The 23,698-nt window shown below is 72.0% G+C and carries 19 protein-coding genes; 12 read left to right on the plus strand and 7 right to left on the minus strand.

The features are described 5' to 3' along the window. Window positions 1-14 precede the first annotated feature (14 nt). The 9 genes from ABB07_RS36920 to ABB07_RS36960 all read left to right on the plus strand — a co-directional run bounded on the left by ABB07_RS36920 (window position 15) and on the right by ABB07_RS36960 (window position 14,103). Window positions 15-1,118, plus strand: coding sequence for a quaternary amine ABC transporter ATP-binding protein (locus ABB07_RS36920; RefSeq protein WP_208902791.1), 1,104 nt, complete (start codon window positions 15-17; stop codon window positions 1,116-1,118). Continuing rightward, window positions 1,118-3,094, plus strand: a complete 1,977-nt coding sequence (locus ABB07_RS36925; RefSeq protein ID WP_208902792.1) for an ABC transporter permease — start codon at window positions 1,118-1,120, stop codon at window positions 3,092-3,094. The genes ABB07_RS36920 and ABB07_RS36925 overlap by 1 nt, the downstream gene beginning before the upstream one ends. 13 nt (window positions 3,095-3,107) lie before the next feature. Beyond that, window positions 3,108-4,073, plus strand: coding sequence for an ABC transporter substrate-binding protein (locus ABB07_RS36930; protein ID WP_208902793.1), 966 nt, complete (start codon window positions 3,108-3,110; stop codon window positions 4,071-4,073). Between the two features lie 207 nt (window positions 4,074-4,280). After that, entirely contained in the window at window positions 4,281-6,719 is a 2,439-nt protein-coding gene (locus ABB07_RS36935) for a GcvT family protein (protein WP_208902794.1), read from the plus strand. A gap of 123 nt (window positions 6,720-6,842) precedes the next feature. Continuing rightward, complete coding sequence (locus tag ABB07_RS36940; RefSeq protein WP_208902795.1) at window positions 6,843-7,703, plus strand: bifunctional methylenetetrahydrofolate dehydrogenase/methenyltetrahydrofolate cyclohydrolase; 861 nt, start codon at window positions 6,843-6,845, stop codon at window positions 7,701-7,703. Further along, window positions 7,700-8,986 carry a serine hydroxymethyltransferase gene (gene glyA / locus ABB07_RS36945; RefSeq protein ID WP_208902796.1) on the plus strand — a complete coding sequence of 429 codons (1,287 nt, stop codon included), beginning with the start codon at window positions 7,700-7,702 and terminating at the stop codon, window positions 8,984-8,986. The genes ABB07_RS36940 and glyA overlap by 4 nt, the downstream gene beginning before the upstream one ends. Then, complete coding sequence (locus tag ABB07_RS36950; protein WP_208902797.1) at window positions 8,983-10,215, plus strand: sarcosine oxidase subunit beta family protein; 1,233 nt, start codon at window positions 8,983-8,985, stop codon at window positions 10,213-10,215. The genes glyA and ABB07_RS36950 overlap by 4 nt, the downstream gene beginning before the upstream one ends. Before the next feature lie 11 nt (window positions 10,216-10,226). After that, window positions 10,227-13,508, plus strand: a complete 3,282-nt coding sequence (locus ABB07_RS36955) for a sarcosine oxidase subunit delta family protein (protein ID WP_208902798.1) — start codon at window positions 10,227-10,229, stop codon at window positions 13,506-13,508. Next, on the plus strand, window positions 13,501-14,103 hold the full coding sequence (locus ABB07_RS36960) for a sarcosine oxidase subunit gamma (RefSeq protein ID WP_208902799.1): 603 nt from the start codon (window positions 13,501-13,503) through the stop codon (window positions 14,101-14,103). The genes ABB07_RS36955 and ABB07_RS36960 overlap by 8 nt, the downstream gene beginning before the upstream one ends. A gap of 177 nt (window positions 14,104-14,280) precedes the next feature. Here the strand turns inward: ABB07_RS36960 and ABB07_RS36965 are convergent, their stop codons facing one another. Both ABB07_RS36965 and purU read right to left on the minus strand, forming a co-directional pair. Next, window positions 14,281-15,078 carry an IclR family transcriptional regulator gene (locus ABB07_RS36965; protein ID WP_208902800.1) on the minus strand — a complete coding sequence of 266 codons (798 nt, stop codon included), beginning with the start codon at window positions 15,076-15,078 and terminating at the stop codon, window positions 14,281-14,283. A gap of 124 nt (window positions 15,079-15,202) precedes the next feature. Then, window positions 15,203-16,075, minus strand: coding sequence for a formyltetrahydrofolate deformylase (purU, locus tag ABB07_RS36970; RefSeq protein WP_208902801.1), 873 nt, complete (start codon window positions 16,073-16,075; stop codon window positions 15,203-15,205). Window positions 16,076-16,350: 275 nt separating this feature from the next. Between purU and ABB07_RS36975 the strand changes: the two genes are divergently transcribed. Next, window positions 16,351-16,866 carry a DUF2231 domain-containing protein gene (locus ABB07_RS36975; protein ID WP_208902802.1) on the plus strand — a complete coding sequence of 172 codons (516 nt, stop codon included), beginning with the start codon at window positions 16,351-16,353 and terminating at the stop codon, window positions 16,864-16,866. A gap of 143 nt (window positions 16,867-17,009) precedes the next feature. Beyond that, a complete protein-coding gene (locus ABB07_RS36980) occupies window positions 17,010-17,468 on the plus strand; it encodes a Crp/Fnr family transcriptional regulator (RefSeq protein ID WP_208902803.1) in 459 nt (152 codons plus the stop codon). Window positions 17,469-17,616: 148 nt separating this feature from the next. Here ABB07_RS36980 and ABB07_RS36985 read toward each other — a convergent pair whose 3' ends face one another. The 3 genes from ABB07_RS36985 to ABB07_RS36995 form a co-directional block, all read right to left on the minus strand. Then, window positions 17,617-19,335 carry a sensor histidine kinase gene (locus ABB07_RS36985; protein ID WP_208903782.1) on the minus strand — a complete coding sequence of 573 codons (1,719 nt, stop codon included), beginning with the start codon at window positions 19,333-19,335 and terminating at the stop codon, window positions 17,617-17,619. Between the two features lie 205 nt (window positions 19,336-19,540). Beyond that, window positions 19,541-20,611, minus strand: coding sequence for a zinc-dependent alcohol dehydrogenase family protein (locus ABB07_RS36990; RefSeq protein WP_208902804.1), 1,071 nt, complete (start codon window positions 20,609-20,611; stop codon window positions 19,541-19,543). Beyond that, window positions 20,608-20,775 (minus strand): hypothetical protein, encoded by a 168-nt coding sequence (locus tag ABB07_RS36995; protein ID WP_208902805.1) that lies wholly within the window; start codon window positions 20,773-20,775, stop codon window positions 20,608-20,610. The genes ABB07_RS36990 and ABB07_RS36995 overlap by 4 nt, the downstream gene beginning before the upstream one ends. Before the next feature lie 123 nt (window positions 20,776-20,898). On the opposite strand from ABB07_RS36995, the gene ABB07_RS37000 reads away from it, so the two are divergent. Then, window positions 20,899-21,297 carry an STAS domain-containing protein gene (locus tag ABB07_RS37000; RefSeq protein ID WP_208902806.1) on the plus strand — a complete coding sequence of 133 codons (399 nt, stop codon included), beginning with the start codon at window positions 20,899-20,901 and terminating at the stop codon, window positions 21,295-21,297. A gap of 384 nt (window positions 21,298-21,681) precedes the next feature. On the opposite strand, the gene ABB07_RS37005 is transcribed toward ABB07_RS37000, so the two are convergent. Together ABB07_RS37005 and ABB07_RS37010 are read right to left on the minus strand one after the other, a co-directional pair. Further along, window positions 21,682-22,539: a universal stress protein gene (locus tag ABB07_RS37005; RefSeq protein ID WP_208902807.1), complete on the minus strand. Its 858-nt coding sequence runs from the start codon at window positions 22,537-22,539 to the stop codon at window positions 21,682-21,684. Between the two features lie 33 nt (window positions 22,540-22,572). Then, window positions 22,573-23,478, minus strand: a complete 906-nt coding sequence (locus ABB07_RS37010; RefSeq protein WP_208902808.1) for a universal stress protein — start codon at window positions 23,476-23,478, stop codon at window positions 22,573-22,575. Between the last annotated feature and the right edge of the window lie 220 nt (window positions 23,479-23,698).

The following is a 23,698-nucleotide window of genomic DNA, read 5'->3' on the forward strand; positions in this document are numbered from 1 at the left end:
AAGAGAGGTCGATCATGACCCCAGCACAGACCGAGGTGTCGCAGCGGCGCGACACGTCCCAGGACCCCACGGACCGCACCCCGGTCATCTCCGTGCGCCGGCTGTGGAAGGTGTTCGGGCCGAAGGCCGACGAGGTGCCGGGCTCCGAGGAGCTGTGCGGACTGACCCGCCGCGAGCTCATGGACCGCACCGGCTGCACCGCCGCCGTACGGGACGTCGACTTCGACGTGTCGCCCGGCGAGGTCTTCGTCGTCATGGGCCTGTCCGGATCCGGCAAGTCCACCCTGGTGCGATGTCTGACCCGGCTGATCGAACCCACCGCCGGAGAAGTCGTCTTCGAGGGCGAGGACATCCGGGGCGCCGACCCGAGGCGGCTGCGCGAGCTGCGGCGCAGCAAGTTCTCCATGGTCTTCCAGCACTTCGGTCTGCTGCCGCACCGCAGGGTGGTCGACAACGTGGCGTTCGGCCTGGAGATCCGGGGCATGGGCAAGGCCGAGCGGACCAGGCGCGCGCTGGAGACGGTCGAACTGGTGGGCCTCGCCGGGTACGAGAACTCCTACCCCGACCAGCTCTCCGGCGGTATGCAGCAGCGCGTCGGCCTCGCCCGCGCCCTCGCCGGCGACCCCGACGTCCTCTTCTTCGACGAGCCGTTCTCCGCGCTCGACCCGCTGATCCGCCGTGACATGCAGAGCGAGGTCGTCCGGCTGCACCACGAGGTCGGCAAGACCATGGTGTTCATCACCCACGACCTGTCCGAGGCCCTGAAGCTCGGCGACCGCATCCTGATCATGCGGGACGGGAAGACCGTGCAGTGCGGCACCGGCGACGAACTCGTCGGCGCCCCGGCGGACGACTACGTACGCGACTTCGTGAAGGACGTGCCGCGCGGCGACGTCCTCACCCTGCGCTGGATCATGCGCCCCGCCGAGCCCGAAGACGCCCTGGACGGCCCGGAGTTGGGGCCGGATGTCGTGGTGCGCGAGGCCACTCGGACCGTGCTGGCCGCACACAAGCCGGTCAAGGTCGTCGAGGGCGGCAAGCTGCTCGGCATCGTCGGCGACGAGGAGATCCTCTCCGTCGTCGCAGGACAGGCAGCCGGTCAGGAAGGCGGTGCCTGATGGCCGTCGCCGCCGACGCGACCGCGCCGGTCGCGACCCTCCGCAGCAAGGTGAGCCGCCCCATGGTGGTGGCGGCCGTCCTGCTCGCCTGGCTGGTGCTCTTCGCCGTCCTGCGCGGCCGGCAGACGCTCTCCCTCGCGGCGGCCGACCTCACCGGGCTGCACCGCTGGCTGAACGACCTCAACGACAGCATCGGGGCCGACCGCAACTCCAACCCGCTCTTCCTGTACTTCTTCAATGAGATCCGGCTGGCCATCGACAACCTGGTGACCTTCGTCCAGTCCCTGATCTCCCAGCCCACCGGCACCCGCCCGGTCCCGCAGATCGGCTGGCTGGGCGTCGTCGGGCTCACCGGCTACGTCTCCTGGGCCGTGGGCAACTGGCGGGTCGCGCTGCTGGCGGTCGCGGGCTTCACCTTCTTCGGGCTGCAGGGCCTGTGGCAGGAGAGCATGGACACCCTGGCGCTGACCCTGTCGGCGGTCCTCGTGGCACTGCTCATCGGCATCCCGCTGGGCGTGTGGGCCGGTCTCTCCGACCGGTTCAACCGGATCATGACGCCCTTCCTGGACTTCATGCAGACGATGCCGACCTTCGTCTACCTCGCCCCGCTGACCCTGATCTTCCTCATCGGCGGGGCCTCCGCCGTGATCACCACGGTGATCTACGCGGCACCGCCCGCCATCCGCATCACCGCGCACGCCATCCGCTCCGTGCCCGAGACCACCGTCGAGGCGGCCGACTCGCTCGGCACCACGCGGACGCAGCAACTGCTGAAGGTGCTGCTGCCGATGTCGAAGCGCACCGTCGTCATGGGCGTCAACCAGACCATCATGGCCGCCCTGGCCATGGTGACCATCGCCGCTCTGATCGACGCGCCCGGCCTCGGCAAGACCGTCGTACAGGCCCTGCAGTCGCTCGACGTCGGTACGGCCTTCAACGCCGGCCTGGCCATCGTCGTCATGGCCATCGTGCTCGACCGGGTCACCACGGCGGCGGCCGGACGCGCCGACGCGGCCCGCCGCGACAGCGGCCGCCTGGCGAAGTGGCGCCGCCCGCTGCTGGCCGCGGGCGGGATCGGCGCCGTCGTCCTGGTCTACCTGTCCCACACCTACGTCTGGGCGGCCGAGTTCCCCGGCAACGGCAGCACCGGCAGCCACATCGCGAGCGCGGCCGACACGACGACCACCTGGCTGCAGGACCACCTCTCGGGAGTGACCAACGGCGTCCGCGACGCCATCACCAACGGCCTGCTGAACCCGTTCCAGACGCTGCTCACGGACTCCCCGTGGTGGCTCGTCGGCGTCACCCTGGTCGCGCTCGGCGCGGTGCTCGGCGGCCGGTGGGCCGCGGTGACGGCCGCGGTGTGCGTCGGGCTGCTGGTCGGCACGGGCGTGTGGTCGGACAGCATGACGACCCTCGCCTCCACGGCCGTGGCCACGGTGCTGGTGATGCTGTTCGGCGCCGTCTTCGGCGTGTGGATGGGGCGCAGCCAGGTCGTGGACCGGATCGTGCGGCCCACCCTGGACGCCGCACAGGTCATGCCGCCGTTCGTCTACCTCGTGCCGTTCCTGGCCCTCTTCGGCGCCACCCGGTTCACCGCGATCGTCGCGGCCGTCGTCTACGCGGCGCCCGTCGCCATCAAGATCATCGCGGACGGTGTGCGGAACGTGTCCGAGTCCACCGTGGAGGCGGCCACCTCCGCCGGGTGCAACACCTGGCAGATCATCACCAAGGTCCAGCTGCCGATGGCACGCAGTGCCCTGACCCTCGCGACCAACCAGGGTCTGATCTACGTGCTGTCGATGGTTGTGGTGGGCGGCCTGGTAGGGGCGGGCGCCCTCGGCTACGACGTCGTGGCCGGATTCTCGCAGGGACAGCTGTACGGGAAGGGGCTGGCGGCAGGGATCGCCATCGTACTGCTGGGAGTCATGTTCGACCGGATCACTCAGGCTGCGGCGCGACGCACCAGGGCATAAGGAGCACGACACCATGGCACAACACTGGCGAGCCGGCGCGGCCGGCCTGGCCGTCCTCGGCCTCACCCTCACCGCCTGCTCGGGCGCGAAGGTCGGCGACAGCACCTCCGCGGGCGCGAAGTCCTCGGGCGGCAAGTGCGGCGCCTTCCACCTGGCCGTCAACCCGTGGGTCGGCTACGAGGCGGACGCGGCGGTCGTCGCGTACGTGGCGCAGCACGACCTCGGCTGTACGGTCCAGAAGAAGGACCTGAAGGAGGAGATCGCCTGGCAGGGCTTCGGCACCGGCGAGGTCGACGCCGTCCTGGAGAACTGGGGCCACGACGACCTGAAGTCGAAGTACATCAGCGGGCAGAAGACCGCCGTGGAGGCGGGCTCCACGGGCAACGAGGGCGTCATCGGCTGGTTCGTGCCGCCGTGGCTGGCCAAGGCCCATCCGGACATCACCGACTGGAAGAACCTCAACAAGTACGCCGACAAGTTCAAGACCTCGGAGTCGGGTGGCAAGGGCCAGCTGCTCGACGGCGACCCGTCGTACGTCACCAACGACGCCGCCCTGGTCAAGAACCTGAAACTGAACTTCAAGGTGGTGTACGCGGGCAGCGAGACCGCGCTCATCCAGGCCTTCCGCACCGCCGAGAAGAACAAGCAGTGGATGATCGGCTACTTCTACGAACCGCAGTGGTTCATGTCGGAAGTCCCGCTGGTGAAGGTCAACCTGCCCGCGTACACGAAGGGCTGCGACGCCGACGCGGCGAAGGTGGCCTGTGACTATCCCGTGTACGACCTGGACAAGATCGTCAGTGCGGACTTCGCCAAGTCGGGCAGTCCGGCCTACAAGCTGGTGAAGAACTTCCACTGGACGAACGACGACCAGAACACCGTGGCCAAGTACATCGCCGTGGACAAGATGTCGGACGACGCGGCGGCCAAGAAGTGGGTCGACGCCAACCGCGCCAAGGTCGACGCCTGGCTGAAGTAGCAGGGGCGGAAAAGGGCCGGCTGACGATGCCCGGCGGGCGGTGTGCACAGGTGCGCACCGCCCGCCGGGCATTGCCGTGTTCCGGGCCGTTTTCCGACGTCACCGACCCCTTGACACCCCGCAGGGCGACAGGCACATTGAGTTGCGCAACCTGAACCTAGTTGCGCAACAAGCAACTGAACCGGTCTCAAGTTCGGAGGTTGGGCGATGGCGGGACCCCGAGTGGTCATCATCGGTGCGGGCGTCGTGGGAGCGGCCCTCGCGGACGAGATCTCCGCACGCGGCTGGACCGAGGTGACCGTGGTCGACCAGGGCCCCCTCCCGGCGACCGGGGGCTCCAGCTCGCACGCCCCGGGCCTGGTCTTCCAGACGAACCCCTCGAAGACCATGACCGAGCTGGCCCGGTACACCGTCGAGAAGTTCTGCTCCCTCGAGGTGGACGGCAAGCCCTGCTTCCTCCAGGTGGGCGGCCTCGAGGTGGCGACCAGCCCCGAGCGCCTCGCGGAACTCAGCCGGCGCCACGGCTGGATCACCGCCTGGGGCATCGAGGCGCGCCTGCTGACCCCGGACGAGTGCGTGGAGCAGCACCCGCTGGTCGACCGCGACAAGGTCCTCGGCGGCCTCCTCGTCCCCACCGACGGCCTCGCCAAGGCCGTCCTGGCCGTCGAGGCCCAGATCCGCCGCGCCACCGAGCGCGGCGTACGCTTCCTCGCCCGGCACGAAGTCCTCGACATCCGGCAGAGCGAGGGTCGCGTCACCGGCGTGGTGACCGACCAGGGCGAGATCGAAGCCGACATCGTCGTGTGCTGCGCCGGCATCTGGGGCCCGAGGATCGCCCGCATGGCCGGGATGAACCTGCCGCTCACCCCGCTCGGCCACCAGCTCGCCTGGACCGGCCCCGTCCCCGCCCTCGCCGGCCAGACCGAGGAGGCGGTCCGCCCGATCCTGCGCCACCAGGACGCCGACCTCTACTACCGCGACCGCTTCGACGGCCTCGGCATCGGCTACTACGGCCACCGCCCGATGCCGGTCTCCGCCGACGACATCCTCTCCGTGGACGAGGCCGAGGAGATGCCCTCGGTCCTGAAGTTCACCGAGGAGGACTTCGAGCCCGCCTGGGCCGAGACCCAGTCACTGCTCCCGGCGACCAGGGAGGCGAAGGTCGAGGAGGGCATCAACGGCCTGTTCTCCTTCACCACCGACGGCTACCCGCTGCTCGGCGAGTCCCCCGACGTCAAGGGCTTCTGGGTCGCCGAGGCCGTGTGGGTCACCCACTCCGCGGGCGTCGGCCGGGCCGTCGCCGAATGGCTGGTCGACGGCCACTGCTCCTCCTTCGACCTGCACGAGTGCGACGTCAACCGCTTCGAGCCGCACCAGCTCTCCCCGGAGTACGTCCTGGCCCGCGACTGCCAGAACTTCGTCGAGGTCTACGACATCCTCCACCCCCTCCAGCCCTCGGGTGAGCCGCGCCCCATCCGCACCAGCCCCTTCTACGTCCGCCAGCAGGAACACGGCGCGTTCTTCCTGGAGGCGAACGGCTGGGAGCGGCCCCAGTGGTACGAGGCCAACGCCGCGCTGGTCGAGGGCCGCGACATCCCCACCCCCAACGACTGGGCCGCCCGCTACTGGTCGCCCATCGTCGGCGCCGAGGCCCAGGTCACCCGCGAGAAGGTCGCCCTGTACGACATGACCGCCCTCAAGCGCCTGGAGGTCAGCGGCCCCGGAGCCGCCGGCTTCCTGGAGGGACTGGTCACCGGCAAGGTCGCCAAGTCCGTGGGCTCGGTGACGTACACCCTGCTCCTGGACCACGACGGCGGCATCCGCAGTGACATCACCGTCGCCCGACTCGCCCGCGACCTCTTCCAGATCGGCGCCAACGGCAACCTCGACCTCGACTGGTTCACCCGCCACCTGCCCGCCGACGGCACGGTCCAGGTCCGCGACATCACCGCCGGCACCTGCTGCATCGGCCTGTGGGGGCCGCTCGCCCGCGAGGTGCTGCAGCCCCTCACCGACGCGGACTTCTCGGGCGAGGGCCTGAAGTACTTCCGCGCCAAGCGTGCCTACATCGGCAGCGTCCCGGTGACGGCGATGCGTCTGTCGTACGTCGGTGAGCTGGGCTGGGAGCTCTACACCACCGCCGACCAGGGCCTGAAGCTGTGGGACACCCTGTGGGCCGCGGCCGAGCCGCTCGGCGGCATCGTCGCCGGCCGCGGCGCCTTCAACAGCCTCCGCCTGGAGAAGGGCTACCGCTCCTTCGGCACCGACATGACCTACGAGCACGACCCGTACGAGGCCGGCGTCGGCTTCGCCGTCAGGCTCGACAAGGGCGACTTCATCGGCAAGGCCGCGCTGTCGCTCCGCAAGGACAACGTGGGGCGCAGGCTGACGTGCCTCACCATCGATGACCCGCGGTCGGTGGTGATGGGCAAGGAGCCGGTGTACGACGGTGACCGCGCCGTCGGCTACGTCACCAGCGCCGCCTACGGCTACACGATCGGCAAGGGCATCGCCTACGCGTGGCTCCCGGCGGAGCTGAGCGAGCCCGGTAGGGCCGTGCACATCGGCTACTTCGACCAGCGCGTGGAGGCGGTCGTCGCCGAGGAGCCGTTGTTCGACCCGGCGACGTCCCGGCTCCGTGGGTGAGTGCCGGCAAGGAGCTGCCGTGATGTGCCGTCGTTCGGCTGCGGGCGCGTGGGGGCTGGTCGCGCAGTTCCCCGCGCCCCTGAAGGGGCGCTGCAGCCCAGCTTCCAGGAAGGAGTACCGTCGGTGACCGCACAACTCCTTGACGGCAAGGCCACCGCCGCCGTCATCCGCCGTGAACTCGCCGAGCGCATCGCCAAGTTGACGGCCCTGACCGGCCGCCCACCCGGCCTGGGTACCGTCCTCGTCGGCGACGACCCCGGCAGCCGCGCCTACGTCGCCGGCAAGCACCACGACTGCGCCGAGGCCGGTATCGCCTCGCTGCGCCGGGAGCTGCCCGCCGACGCCACCCAGCACCAGGTCGAGGACGTCATCGACGAGCTCAACGCCGACCCGGCCTGCACCGGCTACATCGTCCAGCTCCCGCTGCCGCGCCACCTGGACGCGGGCGCCGTCCTGGAACGCATGGACCCCGCCAAGGACGCCGACGGACTGCACCCGGTCAACCTCGGCCGGCTCACCCTCGGTGTCGAGGCGCCCCTGCCGTGCACCCCGCGCGGCATCGTGGAACTGCTCCGCCGTTACGAGGTCCCGCTCGCCGGAGCCCGGGTGTGCGTCGTCGGCCGGGGCATCACGGTCGGGCGGCCCATCGGGCTGCTGCTCACTCGCAGGTCCGAGAACGCCACCGTCACCCTGTGCCACACCGGAACCAAGGGCCTGGCCTGGCACGTGCGCGAGGCGGACATCGTCGTCGCCGCGGCCGGCTCGCCCGGACTGATCACCAAGGACATGCTGCGCCCCGGCGCGGCCGTCCTGGACGTCGGCATCACCCGCACCGAGCACGGGCCGGCCGGTGACGTCCACCCGGAGGCCGCCGAGGTCGCCGGATGGCTCGCCCCGATGCCCGGGGGAGTGGGACCCATGACCCGGGCGATGCTGCTCGCCAACGTCGTCGAGGCCGCCGAGAGGAACGCGACCGCCGTATGAACGCCCTGAACACGCCCCTGGCGGAGCTGGACCCCGAGGTCCACGAAGCCCTCCGCGCCGAGCTGCACCGCCAGCAGTCCACCCTGGAGATGATCGCCTCCGAGAACTTCGCGCCCACCGCCGTGATGGAGGCGCAGGGCTCGGTCGCGACCAACAAGTACGCCGAGGGCTACCCCGGCCGCCGCTACTACGGCGGCTGCGAGCACGTCGACGTCACCGAGCGGCTGGCGATCGAGCGGATCAAGTCCCTGTTCGGTGCCGGATACGCCAATGTCCAGCCGCACTCGGGTGCCCAGGCGAACACCGCCGTGTTCTTCGCCCTCCTGCGGCCCGGTGACACCGTCCTCGGCCTCGACCTCGCGCACGGCGGCCATCTCACCCACGGCATGCGCATCAACTACAGCGGCAAGATGCTCAACGTCGTCCCGTACCACGTCTCCGAGCAGGACAACCTCGTGGACATGGACGAGGTGCAGCGGCTCGCCAAGGAGCACCGCCCCAAGATGATCATCGCGGGCTGGTCCGCGTACCCGAGGCAGCTGGACTTCGCGGCCTTCCGCCGGATCGCCGACGAGGTCGGCGCCCTCCTCATGGTCGACATGGCGCACTTCGCGGGCCTCGTCGCCGCCGGACTGCATCCCAGCCCCGTCCCGCACGCCCACGTGGTCACCACCACCACGCACAAGACCCTCGGCGGCCCCCGCGGCGGCGTCATCCTCACCCATGACGCCGACCTCGCCAAGAAGATCAACTCGGCGGTGTTCCCCGGCATGCAGGGCGGCCCGCTGGAGCACGTCATCGCCGCGAAGGCGGTCTCCTTCAAGGTCGCGGCGTCGCCCGAGTTCGCCGAGCGCCAGGCCCGCACCCTCGCGGGCGCACGCATCCTCGCCGAACGCCTCACCCGGCCCGACGCGGCCGCCGCCGGAGTGAAGGTGCTGACGGGCGGCACGGATGTCCACCTCGTCCTCGTCGATCTGCGGGACTCCTCCCTGGACGGCCGGCAGGCCGAAGACCTCCTCCACCGCATCGGCATCACCGTCAACCGCAACGCCGTCCCCTTCGACCCGCGCCCGCCCATGGTCACCTCCGGCCTGCGCATCGGCACCCCCGCGCTGGCCACCCGGGGCTTCACCGAGGACGACTTCGCCGAGGTCGCCGACGTGATCGCGCTGGCCCTGCAGCCCGAGCCGGACGTGGCCGCCCTGCGCGCCCGCACCGAGGCGCTGGCCGCCAGGCACCCGCTGTACCCGCACCTCTCCGGCCCTTCAGGAGACGCCCGATGACTCCCCGCACCCCCGGCGCCGACCTGCCGGACCACCCCGACTGGCTCTGGCGCACCCCCGAGCCCAAGCGGTCGTACGACGTGGTGATCGTGGGCGGCGGCGGCCACGGCCTGGCCACCGCCCACTACCTGGCGAAGAACCACGGCATCACCAATGTCGCCGTCCTGGAGAAGGGCTGGCTCGCGGGCGGCAACATGGCCCGCAACACCACGATCATCCGCTCCAACTACCTGTGGGACGAGAGCGCGGGCATCTACGAGCACGCCCTCAAACTGTGGGAAGGCCTGGAGGATGAGCTCGACTACCCGATCCTCTTCTCCCAGCGCGGCGTGCTGAACCTCGCCCACAGCCTGCAGGACGTCCGCGACAGCGTCCGCCGCGTCGAGGCCAACCGGCTCAACGGTGTCGACGCCGTGTGGCTCGACGCGCAAGGGGTCAAAGAGGTCTGCCCCATCGTCAACACCTCACCGGACGTGCGCTATCCGGTCCTCGGCGGCACCTACCAGCCGCGCGCCGGCATCGCCAAGCACGACTACGTCGCCTGGGGCTTCGCCCGCTCCGCGGACGCCGCCGGGATCGACATCATCCAGAACTGCGAGGTCACCGGCCTGGACGTGGTCGGCGGCCGGGTGGTCGGCGTCCGGACGTCCCTGGGCCCGATCGCCGCGGGCAAGGTCGCCCTGTGCTCGGCCGGCCACACCTCGGTCCTCGCCGCCATGGCGGGCATCGAACTGCCGCTGCAGAGCCACCCGTTGCAGGCGCTGGTGTCGGAGCTCCTGGAGCCGGTCCATCCGACGGTCGTCATGTCCAACGCCGTCCACGTGTACGTCAGCCAGGCGCACAAGGGCGAGCTGGTGATGGGCGCGGGCATCGACGCGTACAACTCCTACACCCAGCGCGGCGCGTTCCACATCATCGAGGAGCAGATGTCGGCGGCCCTGGAACTCTTCCCGGTGTTCGCCCGCGCCCATGTGCTGCGCACCTGGGGCGGCATCGTCGACGTCAGCCCGGACGCCTCACCCATCGTCGGCCTCACCCCGGTCGACAACCTCTACCTCAACTGCGGCTGGGGAACGGGCGGTTTCAAGGCCACCCCGGGTGTCGGCTGGGTCTACGCCCACACCATCGCCCACGACACCCCCCACGCCCTGAACGCCCCCTTCTCGCTCGACCGTTTCACCACCGGCGCGCTCGTCGACGAGCACGGCGCGGCCGCGGTGGCCCACTAGGGAGCCGAACCATGCTGCTCATCTCGTGCCCGTGGTGCGGGCCCCGTGACGAGGCCGAGTTCCACTACGGTGGCCAGGCCCACGTCTCCTACCCCGAAGACCCGGCCGCCCTCACCGACGAGGAGTGGGCGCGGTACCTGTTCTTCCGCGACAACCCCAAGGGACCGTTCGCCGAGCGCTGGAGCCACGCGGCGGGCTGCCGGAGGTGGTTCAACGCGGTGCGGGACACGTCGACCAACGAGATCCAGGCGGTGTACCGGGTGGGGGAGCCCCGCCCCGAGCGGCTTGAGCCGGGGCCGGTCACTTCTCAGCCGAGTCCGGAAAATCCAGCCCGTCCGGCGCTTGAGGACGAGGCCGTTCAGGCCGAAGGGGGGTCTGGGGGCGCAGCCCCCAGCGGGGTCGAAGGGGCGGAGCCCCTGGAGGAGGGGACGGGTAGGGGCGGCGGGGGCGCTTCACCCCTCAGCGCCTCCACCGCGGGCCAGCCGTTCCGCCGCACCACCGGCGGCCGAATCGACCGCGGCACCCCCCTCACCTTCACCTTCGACGGTACCGAATACCAGGGCTACCAGGGCGACACCCTCGCCTCCGCCCTCCTCGCCAACGGCGTCATCCAGGCCGCGACCAGCATCAGACTCGGCCGCCCCCGCGGCATCTTCTCCGCCGGCGTCGAAGAACCCAACGCGGTGGTCCAGATCGAGGAACCCTTCCCCGAGCCGATGCTCCCCGCGACCACCGTCGAGCTCTACGACGGCCTGGTCGCGAGCAGCCTCCCCGGTCAGGGCCGCCTCGCCACCGAACCCGACCCGGCCCGCTACGACGCCGTACACGCCCACTGCGACCTGCTGGTGGTCGGCGCGGGCCCGGCCGGCCTCGCGGCGGCAGCGGCGGCGGCGAGCAGCGGCGCCCGCGTCATCCTCGCCGACGACCAGCCGGAACCCGGCGGCAGCCTGCTCGGCACCGGCGAGCACCTCGACTGGGTGGAGACGACCCGCGCACAGCTGGCAGCGGCCGCCGAGGTACGCGTGCTGCGCCGTACCACCGTCTTCGGGTACTACGACGACAACCACCTCCTCGCCGTCGAGCGCCGCACCAACCACCTCGGCGCCGGGGCCCCGGCGACCGTCTCCCGCGAGCGCGTCTGGCGGATCCGCGCCCGCCGCGTCGTCCTCGCCACCGGCGCCCACGAGCGTTCGCTGGCGTTCGGCGACAACGACCGCCCCGGCGTGATGCTGGCGTCGTCCGCCCGGACGTACCTCCACCGGTACGCCGCGCTGCCCGGCCGGCACGCGGTCGTGTTCACCACCAACGACAGCGCCTACCCCGCAGCCCTCGACCTGGCGGCCGCGGGCGTGGACATCGCCGCGATCGCCGACACCCGGCCCGAGCCGGGGGAGTGGGCCGAGCGCGCCCGGTCCGCCGGGATCGAGGTGCTCGCCGGACACGCGGTCACCGGCACGGAGGGCGGGGCCCGCCTCACCGCCGTGACGGTCGCCCCGTACGGCGAGTCCACCGGCCGGCGGGAGTTCGCCGTCGACCTGCTCCTGGTCTCCGGCGGCTGGAACCCGGTCGCGCACCTGTTCAGCCAGGCGGGTGGCAAGCTCCGCCACGACGACGCCCTCGGCGCGTTCGTGCCCGGCAGCTGCCGTCAGGCGGTGCAGGTCGCGGGCAGCGCGAACGGCGTCTTCGACCTCGCCACGGTCCTCGCGCAGGGCGCGGCGGCCGGTGCGCGCGCGGTCGAGGCGGAGGGCTACGCCGCCGGGACGCCGGTCCTCCCGGCCGTGGCCGCCCAGCCGCACACCCCGCCCATGCAGGTCTTCACCATCCCCACCGACACCGGCGCCCCCAGGTTCGTCGACCTCCAGCGTGACGTCACGGTCGACGACCTGGCGCGGGCGACCGGCGCGGGCCTGCGGTCGGTGGAGCACACCAAGCGCTACACCACCGCCGGCACCGGTGGCGACCAGGGCAGGACGGCCGGTGTCCTGGCCAGCGGGGTCGTCGCCGAACTCCTCGGCGTGGACATCTCGGCGCTCGGCCTGCCCACCTTCCGGCCGCCGTACACCCCGGTCTCCTTCGCCGCCCTCGCGGGGCGCGACCGAGGCGCGCTGAGCGACCCGGTCCGCACGACGGCCCTGCACACCTGGCATGTGGCGCACGGCGCGCTGTTCGAGAACGTCGGCCAGTGGAAGCGGCCCTGGTACTACCCGCGAGGCGGCGAGGACATGGAGGCCGCCGTGCTGCGCGAGTGCCGCGCCGCCCGTGAGGGCGTGGCCTTCATGGACGCCTCCACCCTCGGCAAGATCGACGTACAGGGCCCGGACGCGGCACTCTTCCTCGACCGGCTCTACACCAACATGATGAGCACCCTGAAGGTCGGCATGATCCGCTACGGCGTGATGTGCCGCCCCGACGGGATGGTCTTCGACGACGGCACGGTCATCCGGCTCGCCCAGGACCGCTTCCTGGTCACCACGACGACCGGAAACGCCGCCGCCGTCCTGGACTGGATGGAGGAGTGGCTGCAGACCGAGTGGCCCGGCCTGCGGGTCCACTGCACCTCGGTCACCGAACAGTGGGCCACCGTCGCCCTGGTCGGCCCGAAGTCCCGTGCGGTCCTCGGCTCGGTCGCGCCCCGACTGGCCGTGTCCAACGACGACTTCCCGTTCATGGCGTGGCGGGAGACGACCGTCGCCGGCATCGACGCACGCGTGTGCCGGATCAGCTTCTCCGGCGAACTGGCCTACGAGATCAACGTGTCACCGTGGGACGCCCTCGCCCTCTGGGAGGCGCTGGACGAGGCCGGCGCGCCGTACGGCATCACCCCGTACGGCACGGAGACCATGCACGTCCTGCGCGCCGAGAAGGGTTACCCGATCGTCGGCCAGGACACCGACGGCACGGTCACCCCGCAGGACCTCGGCATGGGCTGGGCGGTGTCGAAGAAGAAGCCCGACTTCATCGGAAAGCGCTCCTACGCCCGCGCCGACACCGTCCGCCCCGACCGCAAGCACCTCGTCGGGCTCCTCCCCGAGGACCCGGCCGCCTTCCTCCCGGAGGGCACGCACCTGGTCGCCGACGGCGAACTGCCCGCGCCGCCCGTGCCGATGCTCGGCCACGTCACCTCCAGCTACCGCAGCGCGGCGCTCGGCCGGACCTTCGCGCTCGCCCTGATCAAGGGCGGCCGGGACCGCATCGGCGAACGGCTGTACGCCCCCGTCGGCGACCGGCTGGTCCCGGTGACCGTCGCCGGCCCCGTCCTCTACGACCCCGAGGGAGCCCGCCGCGATGGCTGACACCGCACCGACCGTATGGCAGCGCAGCCCCCTGGCCGGCGCCGCCCACCGCCTGGCCGCCGCCACGCGCTCCTCCCGGGGTGCGATCCGGCTGGCCGAACTGCCCTTCCTGGCCCAGGTGAACGTCCGCCTCGACGCCAAGGGCCCGGCGGCGGAGGCCATCGGCCTGGCCCTGGGACTCCAACTGCCCTTGGAACCCAACACCGTGGTGCACGCGGGGGACGTGACCGCGGTGTGGCTCGGCCCCGACGAATGGCTCGTGGTGAGCCTGCCCGGCACCCAGCGGGACCTGGAGAGCCGGATCCGCTCGGCGGCGGGAAACGAACCGGTCTCCGTCACCGACGTCTCCGCCCAGCGCACCACCCTGCTGGTGGGCGGCCCCCGCGCCCGCGACCTGCTGGCCCACGGCTGCGCCCTGGACCTGCACCCGCGTGCCTTCGGCCCCGGCCGCAGCGCCCAGACGACGCTGGCCCGCACCCAGGTCGTCCTGGTGGCCCGCGACGAGCCCAGGGCCGGTTTCTGGGTACTGGTGCGCTCCTCCTTCGCCGGCTACCTGGTGGACTGGCTGCTGGACGCGGCCGTCGAATACCGGTGAACGGCCCGGCAGGGCGGCAGAGATGACCCGGCGGTGCCGGACCGACGCGAACGCTTGGCCCGGCACCGCCGCACCATTCCCGCCGACCGACCGCTCCGATGGCCAAGGCTCTGGCTACAACGGCGGGTTGCTGTCCCGGCCGCACCGAGCAGGCGGCTCCAGCGCCGCTGTGGGCACTCAGCCCACGTACCCCATCCGGTGGCTTATCTCCTCCACGCCCTTGAGCAGCAGGGGCGCCAGCTCGTGCATGCGCTCCGCGGTGAAGCGGTACGCGGGCCCGGAGGCGCTGAGGGCGGCCACGACCTCGCCGTGGTGCGAGCGGATCGGGGCCGCCATGGCATGCAGTCCGAGTTCGAGTTCCTCCAGCGTCACCGCATATCCCCGATCCCGCGCCTCGGTGAGGTTCTTCTCGAGCTCGGTCCGCGAGGTCAGGGTGTGCGGCGTGAGCCTCCGCAGTCCGGCGGCGGCGAGCACCTGGGCGCGCTGCGTCGCCAGCAGGTGTGCGAGCAGGATCTTGCCGCTGGAGGTGGCATGCACCGGGGTGAGCTTCCCGACCCAGTTGTGGGTGCCGACGGCGCCCGGGCCGCGCACCTGGTGGAGGTTGACGGCGTAGTGCTCCCGCAGGACGGCGATGTTGACGGTTTCGCCGATCTCCTCGCTGAGCCGCTCGCAGACCTCCCGCCCCTGCCGGGTGAGGTCGAGGCGGCCCGTGACCGCGCCGGCCAGCCGCACGATTCCGAAACCGAGCCGGTACTTGCCGCGCTCGGCCGCCTGCTCGACCAGACCGCGCGCCTCCAGGGCACCGAGCAGGCGGAACGCGGTCGACTTGTGGACGTCGATCTCGGCGGCGACCTCACTGACCCCCGCCTCCCCGCGCTGGGCCAGGATCTCCAGGACGCTGACGGCACGGTCGACGGACTGCACCCCGCTCACCGCCGGAGCCGTTGTTTCGTCATCTGCGGCGTGGTTGCTCATGGCGCAACTATAAGCACTGCCGGTCGCCGTGGTCCCGTGGTGCGCAGAGGGAGGGTATACGACGGCTCCTCGTGCGGGGGAGCCGTCGTCACCGGTGTTCTCGCGGGCCGTGCGGCCGGTGGTGTCAGCGGAAGACGACCGTGCAGTGGCCGTTGGTCAGCACACGGCTCTCGCTGTGCCACTGCACGGCGCGCGCGAGGACCCGGGCCTCGACGTCGCGGCCCATGGTGACCAGCTCGTCCGGGGTGTGGGAGTGGTCCACGCGGACGACGTCCTGCTCGATGATCGGGCCCTCGTCGAGGTCGGGCGTGACGTAGTGCGCGGTGGCTCCGACGAGCTTGACGCCCCGCTGGTGCGCCTGCACGTACGGCCGGGCGCCCTTGAAGCTCGGCAGGAAGGAGTGGTGGATGTTGATGGCCCGGCCGTCGAGCCGCTTGCACAGGTCGTCGGAGAGGATCTGCATGTAGCGGGCGAGCACCACCAGGTCGACGTCGAGCTCACCGACGAGCTCCAGCAGCCGGGCCTCCGCCTCCGCCTTGGTCTCCCGGGTCACCGGGATGTGGTGGAAGGGGATGCCGTAGTTGCGGGCCAGCGGCTCGAAGTCGCGGTGGTTGGAGACGATCGCCGGGATCTCGATGTTGAGCGAGCCCGTGGACTGGCGGAAGAGCAGGTCGTTCAGGCAGTGGCCGAACTTCGACACCATGATCAGGGTGCGGGTCGGGGTCGTCACGTCGTGCAGCTGCCAGCTGATCCGGTAGGCGTCGGCGACCGGGCCGAAGTCCGTGCGCAGCCGCTCCAGCGACGTGGACGGATGCGAGACCTCGAAGTGCATCCGCATGAAGAAGCGGTCCTGCAGACGGTCGTCGAACTGCTGGCTCTCGAGGATGTTGCCGGAGTGGTCCACCAGAAAGCTGGTGACCGCGTGGACGAGGCCGGACCGGTCGGGGCACGAGAGGGTGAGGACGAACTCGCGGCCGGGCTGCGGGCGAGGGGACATGACATCCTCCGAATGCGCAATACGCAACGATGAGAGTGATGCGCAACATCGTCCGATGCGGACGGGGACGGGTCAAGAGGCTTGTCCCGAGAGGTGCGAGAAGATGCGCCATGCGCAACAATCGGCCCTTGGTTGGCGGTCCGGCGCAGCGGAGAAGACGGCACGTGCGCGACCAGTAAACGCGAGGTGCGCGAGGAAGAGTTGTGGCTCAGAGCTTACTGAGAGGTAGCTGTGCCAGTGTGGCGCGCGCCCGCACCCCCTTCAGGAGCCCCTGGATGACTCTGATCAACGGTCTGCCCGCACATGTGCTGTTCGTCCATGTGGTCGTCGTGTTGATACCCCTCACCGCGCTGGCCCTGGTGACGGCCGCGCTCTGGCCGCGCGCCGCCCGGCGGCTGGGCGTCCTGCTCCCGGTGCTCGCCTTCGTCGCCCTGGCAAGCGTGCCGCTGACCACGCACGCCGGTGAGTGGCTCGAACGGCATGTGGCCGATGACGCCCTGGTGCGCCGGCACACCGAGCTGGGCGACGGACTGCTGCCCTGGGCGCTGGGCCTCTTCGTGCTGGCGGCCGTCGTCTGGTGGGCGGGGCGGCGCGCTCCGGCGGAGCCCGGTCGGCGCAGTGGCTCGCGGTGGTCCGCCCTTCCGGTACGGATCGTCGTCGGTGTGCTCTCGCTGGCCGTCGCGGCCGGAGCGGTCGTGGACGTCTACCGGATCGGCGACTCCGGAGCGAAGGCCGCGTGGCACGACGCCTACTCGAAGACGGCGACGGGGCCGAAGGACCACGGCGACTGATCCGGCCGCCAACCGGCCCAACCGGTCACCCGGCGTCGTCCGGCTCGGGGCCGAAGGACCCCGGGTCCGGACCGAGTGGCCCGTGGCGGCCTCGGCCGTACGCGCACACGCTGGGAGCAGAAGCCACGAAGGGAGCCGGTGCGATGACGTCCACCACCACCATGACCGCGGCTCTCGAGCCCGTGCACCGCGAACGGCTGATGCGCCTGGCCCACGAGGTCTCCTTCGAGGCGGGGTCCCGCCTGTTCGAGGAGGGGCGGCGCGCCGACCGGTTCTGGATCGTGCGTACCGGCACCGTAGCCCTCGACCTGCACGTGCCGGGCCGTCGGCCCGCCGTCATCGAGACCCTCGGACACGGCGAACTGGTCGGCTGGTCCTGGCACTTCGAGCCGTACTTCTGGCACCTGGGCGCCACGGCCATGAGCCCGGTGCGCGCCTGGGAGTTCGACGCCGGGGCCGTACGGTCGCTGTGCGCCGGGGATCCGGAGTTCGGCCGGGCGGTCGCCGTCTGGGTCGGGCGCGTGGTCGCTCAACGGCTGCATGCCTCCCGGGTCCGGCTGCTCGACCTCTACGCCCCCTACGGCAGCGGCGGTCCGGCGTGACCGGTGGCGAGGAGCTGACGAGCACCCCGTCCGTCACCCCGCACGCCGGCGGGAACATCAGCTGAGCACGCGTCATCAGCTGTACGTGCTCGGCCCCGCCCCCCGCTCGGGTTCCGTGCACTCGGGGCGGGACCGAGGACGACGCCGCCTACCCGGTGGGCAGTGGGACGTGCCAGCTCAGTACCGAACCGCCTTCCTCGGGGTCGGTCACCTCGAGCCGGCCGCCGAGGTTCTCCGCCCGTTCCGCCATGTTGAGCAGTCCGCTGCGCCGGCCGCCGGACGGGATGCCCACGCCGTTGTCCGAGACCCGCAGGCGCACCTCGCGGCCGTCGGTCGTCAGAACCACCTGGGCCCGGTCGGCGTGGGCGTGCCGGGCGACGTTGGTGAGGGCCTCGGTCAGCACGGCCACGACATGGTCGGCGATCTCCGGCGGCACATCGGTGTCGACCAGGCCTTCCATCCGCACGCTGGGGGCGAAGCCCAGCACGGGAGCGGCCTCGCCGACCGCCCGGACGAGCCTGGCCCGCAGGCCGCTGGAGGCGGTGCCGGTGCGGGCCCGCAGCCCGAAGATCGTCGACCTGATGATCTTGATGGTCTCGTCGAGGTCGTCCACGGCCCGCAGCACCCGCTCGGAGGCCTCGGCGTGTTCGATGAAACGGCCCGCGCTCTGCAGGGTCATCCCGGTGGCGAACAGCCGCTGGATGGCGAGGTCGTGCAGGTCCCGGGCGATGCGGTCGCGGTCCTCCAGCAGCGCGATCTGCTGGGCGTCCCGCCTGCGGTCGGCCAGCTCCATGGCGATCGCGGCCTGGGCGGCGAATCCCTGCAGCAGCTCGGTCTCCTTCTGGAGATAGGCCGGCCGGCCGGCTTCACGGGCCACCAGGACCACGCCGCGCACCCCGTTCTCGCCCGTGCCGATGGGGACGGCCACGGCGGGGCCGAGCCCCCCGAAGCGCGGCGGCTCGGGGTTGATCCGCGGGTCATGGACCACGTCGTCGCTGGTCACCGGGGCGGTCGCGGTGTACGCCAGCCCCATCAGGCTCGCGTCCATGGGCAGCACCAGTCCGCGGTGCGCCTCCGCGTCCACTCCGACGGCGATCTCCACGGTGAGTGACTTCGTGCCCTCCATGGGCATGGCGACCGCCGCCAGGGCGGAGCCCGAGATCTCCCGGGCCCGTTCGGCGATCAGGCCCAGGGACTCGGCCCGGTCGGTGCCGGACATCAGGCTGTGACCGATCTCCGCGTTCGCGCGCTGCCAGCGTTCGCGCAGCCGGGCGTCCTCGTACAGGCGCGCGTTGTCGATGGCCACACCGGCGGCCACCGCCAGCGTGGACAGCACCGACTCGTCCTCCTCGTCGAACTCCGCGCTGCCGCGCTTCTCGGTCAGATACAGATTGCCGAAGACCTGGTCGCGGACCCGGATCGGGACGCCCAGGAAGCTGCTCATCGGCGGGTGGCCCGGCGGGAAGCCGTAGGAGGACGCGTGTTCGGCGATCTTGCCGAGCCGGAGCGGCTGCGGGTGCCGGATCAGCTCGCCGAGGATGCCGTGCCCTTCCGGATAGGGACCGATCGCGGAGATCTGCTGCGCGTTGACGCCCACCGTGTGGAAGGCGGACAGCCGTGTGCCGTCCGGTCCGATGACGCCGAGCGCCGCGTACTCGGCGTCCACGAGCACGGCGGCCGCCTCCACGATGGAGTGCAGCACCTGCTCCAGGTTCAGCTCCCGGCCGACGGAGAGGACCGCCTCCAGCAGACCCTGCACCCGATCCTGCGTGCCACGGGCCGCGTTGATCCGGGCCTGCAGCTCCTCCAGCAGCTCGTCGAGCTTCAGCTGGGGCAGTCGTACCCGGGGTTCCTCCACACCGGTCACCACGTCCTCCAGTCCCCACCGGCGCAAGGCTCCGCACCGATGGGTTCCACCCACACGGTATCCCCTGCGGGGCCGGGCTGGGACGTGATCCGGAAACCGGTCCGCCGGCCTGAGCCCGCCCCGCTCCCGGGCGCAGCGGGATGCTCCTCCGGACGTCCGAGGCGGGTGACGGCCATGTCGGCGCGGGCGGCAACCCCGGGCGCGGTCAGGCCCCCGGAACCGCCACCTCCGCGTGCCGTTCTCCGCCGAGCACGATCTTGAGGGCGCCGGTCTCGGCGGCCCGGGAGAAGACGTCGTAGGCCTCCTCCATGTGGTCCAGTGGGACCGTGTGGGTGACCAGTTGCCGGGTCGGCAGCCGGCCGGCGGCGGCCATCCGCAGCAGAGTCGGCGTGGAGTAGGTGTCCACCAGGCCGGTCGTGATGGTCAGGTTCTTGATCCACAGGTCTTCGAGGTGCAGCGTCGCCGGCTCGCCGTGCACGCCGATGTTCGCCACGTGCCCGCCGGGCCGGACCATGCGGGTGCACAGCTCGAAGCTCTCCGGGACGCCGACGGCCTCCATGACCACGTCCGCGCCGAGTCCCTCGGTGAGATCGTCGACCAACTGGGCGGGCTCCTCGCGGACGTCGGCGACGGCGTCGGCGCCGAGCCGCCGGGCGGCCTCCAGCCGGGCCGCGTTCAGGTCGACCGAGATGATCCGTTCCGGGCAGAACAGGCGCGCCGTGGCGACGGCCGCGAGTCCGACGGGCCCGGCGCCGACGATGGCGACGGTGTCGCCGGGGCGCACGTGCCCGTTGAGGACACCGACCTCGTAGGAGGTCGGGAAGATGTCCGCGAACAGGACGGCGTCCTCGCTGGGCACGGTCGCGGGCAGCGGATGCACGGAAAGGTCGGCGTAGGGCACGCGGACGTACTCGGCCTGTGTGCCGTCGATCAGGTGGCCGAGGACCCAGCCTCCGCCGCCCCGGCACTGGCCGTACGAGCGGTCCCGGCAGAACCGGCACCGGCCGCACGAGGTGATGCAGGACATCAGCACCCGGTCCCCGGGCCGTACGGTCCGTACGTCGCTGCCGGCCTCGACGATCTCGCCGACGGCCTCGTGCCCGAGCACCGTGCCGGAACGGACGTCGGGGACGTCGCCCTTGAGGATGTGCAGATCCGACCCGCAGATGGTCACGGCGCCGACCTTCACGATGACATCGGTGGGTTCCTTCAGAGCGGGGTCCGGGACGTCCTGCCAGGACGCCTGCCCCGGACCGTGGAACACGAAGCCCTTCATGGCAGCTCCTCGTCGCTCTTCGTCGACTCCGCCGCGGGGTCGCGGTGCAGCCACGGCGCCGGGATCGCCCGCACCTTCAGCTTGGCCGGTGCACAGCGGTGCCGCTTGGGCCGTCCGGCCCAGGCCCGCGGGCATACGGCGCGATCCGGGACCCCGGCCGTCACGAGGCCGAGCGGTTCCGAGCGATGAGCCTGGCCGTCATCAGGCGGAGCGGTGCCCCGTATGGACCGGGGGACAGGGCCGGACGGCCCTTCCGCCCCGACCGGCACTCCCGCTTCGCTCGTGTCATGTCCGAGAACGACGCGGCCTGTTCGGCAGCGCACCACACCGCAGCCGAGGTGCTCGCGCCCCACCAGGTGGCCGGCGGAGCGACCGTCGTGTCCCTGCACGGCGAGATAGATGTGCTGACCGTCCCCGCGCTGTCGCGACGGCTCGACGCGCTCACCACCTGCCCGCAGCCCGATCTGGTGCTCGACCTGCGGCCGGTCACGTTCATCGACTGTGCCGGACTCGGCGCCCTGTGCCGTGCGCGCAACCGGACGCTGGCCCGGCGGGGCCGGCTGCGGCTCGTCACGGACAGCGCGGGCTTCCGGCGCATCCTGCGGGCCACGGGGCTGGGAGACGTCTTCGAGGTGCACACACGACTCCCTCAGCCGCTGCCGGGGCCCACCGGCGGAGCGGCGTGATGAACGCACTGCCGGAGTGGTGGCGTCGGCGAGGCGATCCGCTGCGGCGACCCGAGGACGTCGCGGAGGCCTGGCGGGCTGACACGGACCGGCCTCGCTGACGCGGCCCGACACCGGAAGCGAGCCGCGCGCGTCCCCGCGCCGCCGGCCGCATCGTGGCCGCCTGTCCCCGCGCATGCGTGGGCACGCGTACGACCGTCGTTCGGCGCGACGTGTTCTATGACGTGTTCTATGACGGGAAGGACCAGGGCGATCATGCCCGGGTCCCCCGGCTCGGCGTGGTGAGCGACGCCGCCCACGGGGCGGTGCGGAAGCCTGCCGGGAGGCGGTGGCAATAAGTGGCGCGGTGGTCTGCCTGGCCCGCCCGACCGAGCGGTCAGGACGTCAGGCGGGTTCCGGTACGACGGCCACCGGACAGGCCGCGTGGTGCAGCACGCCGTGGGCGACGCGGCCGAGTGGCAGACCGAAATGACCGTGCCTGCGCCGGGCGCCGAGGACGAGCAGGCCGGCCTCGCGGGAGGCGGCGATCAGGGCGTCCCGGGCATGGCCCTCGACCGTGCGGCGGTCGGTCCTCGGCTCGGCCGGTGTGCCGCGCAGGGCCTCCTCCAGCAACGCGACGGCCTGCTGCCTCTGGAGCTGCGCCGCGGAGTGGCCGACGACCGCGGGCGTGGGACGCCGCCAGGCCCGTACCGCTTCCAGCGGCACCCCCCGCAGGGCGGCCTCCTCGACGGCGAACCGTACGGCGGCCGAGCCGGCCGGCTTCTCGCCCACCCCCACCACGATCCGGCCCCGGATCCCGGTGCGGTCCTGGTCGTCAGGGCCGCCGCGCAGCACGATCACCGGGCAGCGCGCGTGCCCGGCGACCGCGAGGCTGACGGAACCCAGCAGCGCCTCGGCCATGCCGCTGCGCTCACGACACCCCAGCACGACGGCGAGGGCGCAGCCGCTCTCCCGTACCAGCCCCTGCTCCGGCTCCTCGGGCAGCACGTCGGTGGTGACCTGCACCTCCGGCCGGCGGCGCCGGGCACGCTCCTCCGCGGTACCGACGACGTCCCGGGCCATCACCTCCTCCAGCGGCCTGTCGAGTTCCTGCGCGAGCAGGGCGCCTTCGTAGCGGTCCCAGAGGGAGGCGTACACCAGCCGGAGCGAGGCCCCGCGCAGGACGGCCTCGTCGGCGGCCCAGTCGACGGCCCGCAGGCTCGGCTCGGAACCGTCGACGCCGACGACGATCGGAAGATGCATGGTGTTCAGCGCTCCCTCGAAGGATCAGCGGGCTCAGTCGTGCGGAACGACGGCGACCGGGGCCACGACGTGGTGCAGCACGGCATGCGTGACGTGGCCGATGTGGGCGCCGAGCGGGCTGGTGCGGACCCGCCGGCCCACGACGACCAGACAGGCCTCGCGGGAGGCGGCGAGGAGCACCTGCGCGGCGCCGCCGCACCGGCTCGCCTCGATCACTTCCACGTCCGGGAACGTCCGCCGCCAGGCGCGCAGCACCTCGGTCAGCGCCCTGGCCTGCGCGTGGGCGAGCTCGTCGGGGAGCCCGCCGGCACCGGAGAAGCGGGGGAAGGAGGCGCGCGGCCGGCTCCAGCCGTGCACGACCCGGAGGGACGCGCCCCGCCGGGCGGCGGCGTCGAAGGCGAACCCGAGCAGCCTCTCGTCCGGGGTGGCGAGGTCGAGGCCGAGGACGACGGGCCGGAAGGGGGTCGCGGCGGAGGGAATGCCCGCCGGGTCCGGCTTGTGCTCGTCGGCGGCCTGCTCCCCGGCCCGGACCAGCACCACCGGCCGCTCGGCGTGCGCGAGGACGGCCAGGCCGACCGAGCCGGCCATGAAGCCGGCGATCCCGCCGAGGCCGCGCGAGCCCAGCACCATCAGCTCGGCGCCGTCCGCCGCCTCGGTCAGGGCCTGGGCCGGATTCCCGGTGAACCGGTCGGTGCTCACCTCGACACCGGGATGGCGCAGCCGCAGACCTTCGGCGGCCTGGCGGGGAGCCTCCTCGGTCCACTGCCGCCGGGGCCCGCCGCCGGGCGGCGGGGCCAGGGCGACGGGTTCGGGCACCGGCTCCCAGACGTGAACGACCTTCAGCGGCAGACCGCGCAGCGCTGCCTCGCGCGCCGCCCATTCGGCGGCGGCCCGGCTCTCGGGCGACGCGTCGAGACCCACCGTGACAGTTCGAGCCATCGTCTCCGCCTCCCAGGACGAGGATCCAGTCCCAGGGTGGTCCCACCGGGCCGGCGGGGTGAAGGGCCGCAGGTCCCGCCCCGGGACCGACCGGCCCCTGGCCGGCTCTCCCGCACCGGCGCATCCTGGGAACGGACCGGCCGCCAGGACCGTACGGAGGCCACCGGACCCCCCTTCGAGGAGATCGTGCGGCTGATGCGGGACGGGCAGGTCAGCGCCC

Source organism: Streptomyces incarnatus (assembly GCF_001027185.1).
GTDB classification, from domain to species: domain Bacteria; phylum Actinomycetota; class Actinomycetes; order Streptomycetales; family Streptomycetaceae; genus Streptomyces; species Streptomyces puniciscabiei.